At 64.9% G+C, this 6,771-nt stretch carries 6 protein-coding genes; 5 read left to right on the top strand and 1 reads right to left on the bottom strand.

Annotated features, from left to right (window positions below; all coding sequences use genetic code 11):
- The first annotated feature begins 12 nt into the window (after positions 1-12).
- The 5 genes from PHQ87_RS04535 to ntrC all read left to right on the top strand — a co-directional run bounded on the left by PHQ87_RS04535 (position 13) and on the right by ntrC (position 5,908).
- On the top strand, positions 13-834 hold the full coding sequence (locus tag PHQ87_RS04535) for a molybdopterin-binding protein (protein ID WP_300231672.1): 822 nt from the start codon (positions 13-15) through the stop codon (positions 832-834).
- A gap of 226 nt (positions 835-1,060) precedes the next feature.
- Complete coding sequence (gene glnA, locus PHQ87_RS04540; RefSeq protein ID WP_300231673.1) at positions 1,061-2,476, top strand: type I glutamate--ammonia ligase; 1,416 nt, start codon at positions 1,061-1,063, stop codon at positions 2,474-2,476.
- A 194-nt stretch (positions 2,477-2,670) separates the two neighbouring features.
- Entirely contained in the window at positions 2,671-3,207 is a 537-nt protein-coding gene (locus PHQ87_RS04545) for a hypothetical protein (RefSeq protein ID WP_300231674.1), read from the top strand.
- The gene (glnL, locus tag PHQ87_RS04550; protein WP_300231676.1) at positions 3,207-4,331 is read left to right on the top strand and encodes a nitrogen regulation protein NR(II); all 1,125 of its coding nucleotides are present in this window, start codon (positions 3,207-3,209) and stop codon (positions 4,329-4,331) included. The genes PHQ87_RS04545 and glnL overlap by 1 nt, the downstream gene beginning before the upstream one ends.
- A gap of 38 nt (positions 4,332-4,369) precedes the next feature.
- Positions 4,370-5,908: a nitrogen regulation protein NR(I) gene (gene ntrC, locus PHQ87_RS04555; RefSeq protein WP_300231677.1), complete on the top strand. Its 1,539-nt coding sequence runs from the start codon at positions 4,370-4,372 to the stop codon at positions 5,906-5,908.
- A 50-nt stretch (positions 5,909-5,958) separates the two neighbouring features.
- On the opposite strand, the gene xth is transcribed toward ntrC, so the two are convergent.
- Entirely contained in the window at positions 5,959-6,726 is a 768-nt protein-coding gene (gene xth, locus PHQ87_RS04560; protein WP_300231678.1) for an exodeoxyribonuclease III, read from the bottom strand.
- Between the last annotated feature and the right edge of the window lie 45 nt (positions 6,727-6,771).

A 6,771-nucleotide genomic window follows, 5' to 3' on the forward strand; every position in this document is an offset into this window, starting at 1 on the left:
TTCCCTGATCACATGCATGCAACTCCACGGGCCTTCGGCCTCATCATCATCGGCGACGAAATCCTGTCGGGCAAACGGGCCGACAAGCACCTGCCCAAGGTGATCGAACTGCTGGCAGCTCGGGGTCTGAGCCTGAGCTGGGCGCGCTGCGTCGGCGACGACCGCGCGCGCATCACGGCGGCGCTGCGCGACGCCTTCGCTTCCGATGACATCGTGTTTTCGTGCGGCGGCATCGGCGCCACGCCGGACGACCACACGCGCCAGTGCGCTGCGGCCGCACTGGGTGTTGAGCTGGTGCTGCACCCGGAGGCCAAGGTGCTGATCGAAGAGCGCATGCGGGACGTCGCCCGAGAGCAGGGGCAGGTCTACGATCCGGCGCGGGCCGACAATGTGCACCGCCTCAACATGGGGGTGTTTCCGGCCGGCGCACGCATCATTGCCAACCCGTACAACAAGATTCCGGGCTTTTCCTGCGATGGCCCGGGCGGTGGAACGGTGCACTTCCTACCGGGGTTCCCGGTGATGGCCTGGCCCATGATCGAGGACCTGCTGGATCGGCATTACCACGCCTGGCACCACCAGGAGGCCTGGAAAGAGCGCTCGGTGGTGGTGTTCGGAGGCATGGAGGCGGTGCTGACCCCCCTGATGGAGCACCTTGAGCGCGAGCATGAGGTCAAGGTGTTCAGTCTGCCCAGCGTCGATCACCCGACCTTGGGGCGGCATATCGAGCTTGGGGTCAAGGGGCGCCCCGAGGTGGTGGACCGCGCCTACCGGGAGCTGCTGTCAGGCTTGCAAAGCCACGGTGCACAATTGGGCCCAGAAATGGTGCGCTAGCAGGCGCCTTGTTCCGGTGCAAATGCACTGTAATGGTGCAAAATGAATGGGGTACGTGGCGTTTGCGGCGCCGGCGACGGTGCATGGTACCTTTCGGTGCGTCATGATCCTGTTGTGTGCATTCGTGCCCCTGCATCCATGCGGTTCTCTGGTCATGGCATGAAAGCTGCTAGGAATTGACCGCCAACCGTTTTTTTCACCCACCCAGTTTCTTCAGGAGCTTTTGATGGCCAAGACCGTCGCAGACGTGATGCAGATGGTGAATGACAACGAAGTCAAGTTCGTTGATTTCCGCTTCACTGACACCCGTGGCAAGGAGCAGCACGTGACCGTGCCGATCTCGGCCTTCGATGAGGAAAAATTTTCCAGCGGCCACGCATTCGATGGCTCTTCGGTGGCAGGCTGGAAGGGCATCGAGGCTTCGGACATGCTGCTCATGCCCGATCCCAACACCGCCAACATCGATCCGTTCTTCGAGGAAACCACGCTGTTCCTGCAGTGCGACGTCATCGAGCCCAGCGACGGCAAGGCCTATGACCGCGATCCGCGCTCCATCGCCAAGCGTGCCGAGGCCTACCTGAAGTCGACCGGCTTGGGCGACGTGGCCTATTTTGGTCCCGAGCCCGAGTTCTTCCTGTTTGACGGCGTGCGCTGGAGCACCGAGCCGGGCCACACCTTCTACAAGATCGACGAGTACGAGGCACCGTGGAACACCGGCGCGGCACTGGAAGGCGGCAACCGCGGCCACCGTCCGCGCGTCAAGGGCGGCTACTTCCCCGTGCCGCCGGTGGACAGCACGCACGACATGCGCGCCGAGATGGTCCTGATCCTCGAATCGCTGGGCATCCCGGTCGAAGTGTTCCACCACGAGGTGGCCGGTGCCGGCCAGTGCGAGATCGGCACCAAGTTCTCGACCCTGGTCGAACGCGCCGACTGGACGCAGAACCTCAAATACGTGATCTGGAACGTGGCCAACGCCTACGGCAAGACGGCCACCTTCATGCCCAAGCCCTACCATGGCGACAACGGCTCGGGCATGCACGTGCACCAGTCGGTCTGGAAGGACGGCAAGAACCTGTTCGCCGGTGACGGCTACGCCGGCCTGTCGGAATTCGCCCTGTACTACATCGGCGGCATCATCAAGCACGCGCGTGCCCTCAACGCCATCACCAACCCGTCCACCAACAGTTACAAGCGTCTGGTGCCGCATTTCGAAGCGCCCGTGAAGCTGGCCTACTCGGCCAAGAACCGCTCGGCCTCGATCCGCATCCCCTACGTGGCCAATCCCAAGGCGCGCCGCGTCGAGGCACGTTTCCCGGACCCCATGGCCAACCCGTACCTGTGCTTCTCGGCCCTGCTGATGGCGGGTCTGGACGGTGTGGAGAACAAGATCCATCCGGGCGAAGCCGCCACCAAGGATCTGTACCACCTGCCGCCCGAAGAGGACAAACTGGTGCCCACGGTGTGCCACAGCCTGGATCAGGCGCTGGAGTACCTGGACCAGGACCGCGCGTTCCTGACCAAGGGTGGCGTGTTCACCGATGCCATGCTCGACGCCTACATCGAGCTGAAGATGCAGGAAGTGACCCGCTCCCGTATCGAGGTCTCGCCGACCGAGTTCGACATGTACTTCAGCCTGTGAGTTCGGTCTCCCCTCGGGCTGCCAACTTGGCTGCGGGGGGCAGATTCATTGAAAAGGACGGCCCCGGCCGTCCTTTTTTCTTTCGGGTCACGGGTGGATTCGGTGCAAGGGCGGGCACCATTGGTCCTGTTTTCGGTCATACTCGAAAACTGCCCTTGTGACCGACTGCTGGAGAGCCTGTCTTGCCTCAGATGATGACTTCCCGTCCCGTTCGCTGGATGCTGGTTTCGGTGTTGCTGGCTACCGGTCTGGCGGCCCATGCCCAAAACAAGATCTACCGCTGTGGCAGCGAGTACACCAACGATCCGAAAACGGCCAGGGACAAGGACTGCAAGCTGATGGAGGGTGGCAACATCACCATCATTCAGGGCACCACGCCGCGGCCGGCGAGCACGCCACCGGCGGCGGCCGTGGCACCCGGTGCGGCGCCCCGGCCGGCGGCGCCGCCACCGTCGGCCGAGCAGCGCGCCCGTGACAGCGATGCTCGCGCGATTCTCGAGAGTGAATTGCGCAAGGCGCAGGCGCGCCTGGCCGAGGCGCGTGCGGCCTACGCCGATGGCGAACCCGAAAAGCAGGGCATCGAGAGCCGCAATTACCAGCGCTACCTTGACCGCGTGGCCGAGCTCAAGGCGGCGGTCTCCCGGGCCGAGGCCGATGTGGCCGGCATTGAGCGGGAACTGTCCAGGCTGCCCGCGGCAGGGCAGTCCTCCGCGGTTTCCGGCGCAAAATAATGAAGGGTTTCAAGCCCGCCACGCCCCCAGACCTTCCCGTCTCGGCCACCGCCGGTGTGGCGGCCGGCGCGTCACCATCACGTTTCCAGTCCTTCGACCTGCTGGCCACGCTGGTGGCGGTCGTGGCCCCCGATGGCGCCGTCCTGTTCGTGAATGCGGCGCTGGAGGACGCGCTGGGCATCTCTCGCCGCAGCCTGGCCGGTGCCGGGCTGCAGGACTGGTTCACCGAGCCGCACCTCCTGCTCAACGCCCTGCACGGCGCACAGGTCAACGAATTCGCTGCGCTGCGCTACGACGCCGGGCTGCGGCGGCTGGGCGGTGATCCGATGCCGGTCCACGTGGTGGTGGCGCAGACCGACTCGCCGGGCGAGATCATCGTGGAGTTGCTGCCGCTGGAGCAGCAGACCCGGCAGGAACGCGAAGAGCGCCTGTTCGATCAGGCGCAGGCCAACAAGGAGCTGATCCGCAACCTGGCCCACGAAATCAAGAATCCGCTGGGTGGCATCCGGGGGGCCGCGCAGTTGCTGCAGATGGATCTGGAGTCCCGGGAACTCATCGAGTACACGCAGGTGATCATCCATGAGGCCGACCGCCTGCAGTCGCTGGTGGACCGCCTGTTGGCGCCGCATCGCCGGCCGCACGTGGTGGGCGATGTCAACATCCACGAGGTGTGCGAGCGCGTGCGCGCGCTGATCATGGCCGAGTTCCCGCGCGGCCTGACGATCGTGCGCGACTACGACACCTCGATCCCCGAGTTCCGCGGCGACCGGGAGCAGCTCATACAGGCGGTCCTCAACATCGCGCACAACGCGGCGCAGGCACTGACCGACCGCATCGCGGCCGGGGACGCGGAGATCATTTTCCAGACGAGGGTGGCGCGGCAGCTCACCTTCGGCAAGCAACGCTATCGGCTGGCATTGGAATTGCATGTGATCGACAACGGGCCCGGTGTACCGGACTCGATCAAGGATCGCATCTTCTTTCCTCTGGTTTCAGGGCGTGGTGGTGGGTCCGGTCTGGGGTTGACGCTGGCGCAAACCTTCGTGCAACAGCACCATGGCCTGATCGAGTGCGAGAGCATGCCGGGCAGGACGGATTTCAAGATCCTGATCCCGTTGCCATGAACCACCACTTGCGACACTGACGAAGGGAAGACACCGACATGAAGCCGATCTGGATCGTTGATGATGACCAATCCATCCGCTTCGTGCTCGAGAAGGCGTTGCTGCGGGAGAACCTGCCGACGCGCAGCTTCACCAATCCGCAGGAGGTGCTGCGCGCCCTGGCTGACGCGCCCGAGGAAGGACCGCAGATCCTGGTCAGCGACATCCGGATGCCGGGTGGCTCGGGGCTGGAGCTGCTGGAGAAGGTCAAGGAACGGATGCCCGGCCTGCCGGTGATCATCATGACCGCGTTCTCCGACCTGGACAGTGCCGTCTCGGCCTTTCAGGGAGGCGCCTTCGAGTACCTGCCCAAGCCGTTCGATCTGCCCAAAGCGGTGGAGCTGATCCACCGTGCGGTGGAGGAAAGCCAGCGCGAGGAAGTGGGGCAGGAGTCGGTGAGTGCCGCGCCCGAAATGCTGGGGCAGGCACCGGCGATGCAGGACGTGTTCCGCGTCATCGGCCGGCTCAGCCAGAGCAACGTGACCGTGCTGATCACCGGCGAGTCCGGCTCCGGCAAGGAACTGGTCGCGCGGGCGCTGCACAAGCACTCGCCGCGTGCCGACGGTCCCTTCATCGCGATCAACACCGCGGCGATTCCCAAGGACCTGCTGGAATCCGAGCTGTTCGGCCACGAGCGGGGTGCTTTCACCGGCGCGCAGACGATGCGGCGCGGCCGCTTCGAGCAGGCCGAGGGCGGTACCCTGTTCCTCGACGAAATCGGCGACATGCCGTTCGATCTGCAGACGCGCCTGCTGCGCGTGCTCTCGGACGGCCATTTCTACCGCGTGGGCGGCCACAGTGCGGTCAAGGCCAATGTGCGCGTCATTGCGGCAACCCACCAGAACCTGGAGCAGCGGGTGAAGGAGGGCGCCTTCCGCGAGGATCTGTTCCACCGCCTCAACGTGATCCGCCTGCGCCTGCCGGCGCTGCGCGAGCGCCGCGAGGACATTCCCATGCTCACGCGGCATTTCCTGCAGCAAAGCGCCAAGCAGCTGGGGGTCGAGCCGAAGCGGATTTCGGATGGTGCGCTGCGGGTGCTGTCGGCCTTCGAGTTCCCCGGCAATGTCCGGCAACTGGAAAACGTGTGCCACTGGCTGACCGTGATGGCACCGGCCCAGGTGATCGACGTGAACGATCTGCCGCCGGAGGTGCAAGGTGATGGCGACCACAGCGTCACGGTGCCGGATGTCGTCATGGCCGCACAGGCGGTGCCGTCGCCGGTACTGGAGCCAGAGGTCCTGTCTGTGACGCCGGCGACGACGGCCCTGGACAGGCTGCCGGTGTCGGTGACGCATGCAGCCAGTGGTGTGCTGCCTGGCCAGGGCAGTTGGGAACAGCTGTTGCAGTCCGAGGCACGGCAGATGCTCGAACAGGGGAAGACCGATGTCTGGGATGCGCTGACGCGCCGTTTCGAGCTCAGTCTGATCCAGACCGCGCTGGCCAGCACACGTGGCCGGCGCATCGAGGCGGCTCAGAAGCTGGGCATCGGGCGCAACACCATCACCCGAAAGATCCAGGAACTGGGCATGGACGACTGACGCCACACCTTGCGGTGCCCGTTGCGCGGGCGCCGCAGGTGGAGGGTGTGTCAGTCAGCCAGTGTCAGCACCACGGGGGCGTGGTCGCTGGGTTGCTTGTTCTTGCGGGGCTGGCGGTCGATGGTGCAGGCGGTGGCCCGGGCCCGGAGGGCATCGCTGATCAGGATGTGATCAATGCGCAGGCCGCGGTTTTTCTGAAAACCCAGCATGCGGTAGTCCCACCAGCTGAAACTCCTGGGGGGCTGCTCGAACAGGCGGTGCGCATCGTGCAGGCCGAGCGCCATCAGCGCCTGCAACTGGTTGCGCTCCTCGGTGGTGCAGTGGATGGTCTCGCGCAGGCCCTCAGGGTCCCAGACGTCGAGGTCGTCGAAGGTGATGTTGAAATCGCCCATGAGCACCAGTTGCGGGTGGCTCGCCATTTCGGTGCGCACCCATGTGCGCAGCGCGTCGAGCCAGCGCATCTTGTAGGTGAACTTGTCGCTGCCGGGTGCCTGCCCGTTGGGGAAGTAGGCGCCAATGACACGGATGCCGTCGATGGTGGCGCACAGCACGCGCGATTGTTCGTCCTCAAAGCCGGGGATATTGCGGATGACCTCGGTGGCGGGCGAGCGGCTGATCAGTGCCACGCCGTTGTAGGTCTTCTGTCCGAACCATTGCGCGTGGTAACCGGCGTCGGCGAAGGCCTGGGCTGGAAAACGGTCGTCGGTCAGCTTGAGTTCCTGCAGCGCCAGCACGTCGACCGGGTTGGCGGCGAGCCAGTCCAGCACCTGTGGCAGGCGCACGCTCAGGGAGTTGATGTTCCAGGTAGCCAATTGCATCGGCCGATTCTAGGTCGCATGGTCGGCAACCTGTCGCTGCCGGCC

The organism is Hydrogenophaga sp. (assembly GCF_028698005.1).
GTDB lineage: Bacteria > Pseudomonadota > Gammaproteobacteria > Burkholderiales > Burkholderiaceae_C > Hydrogenophaga.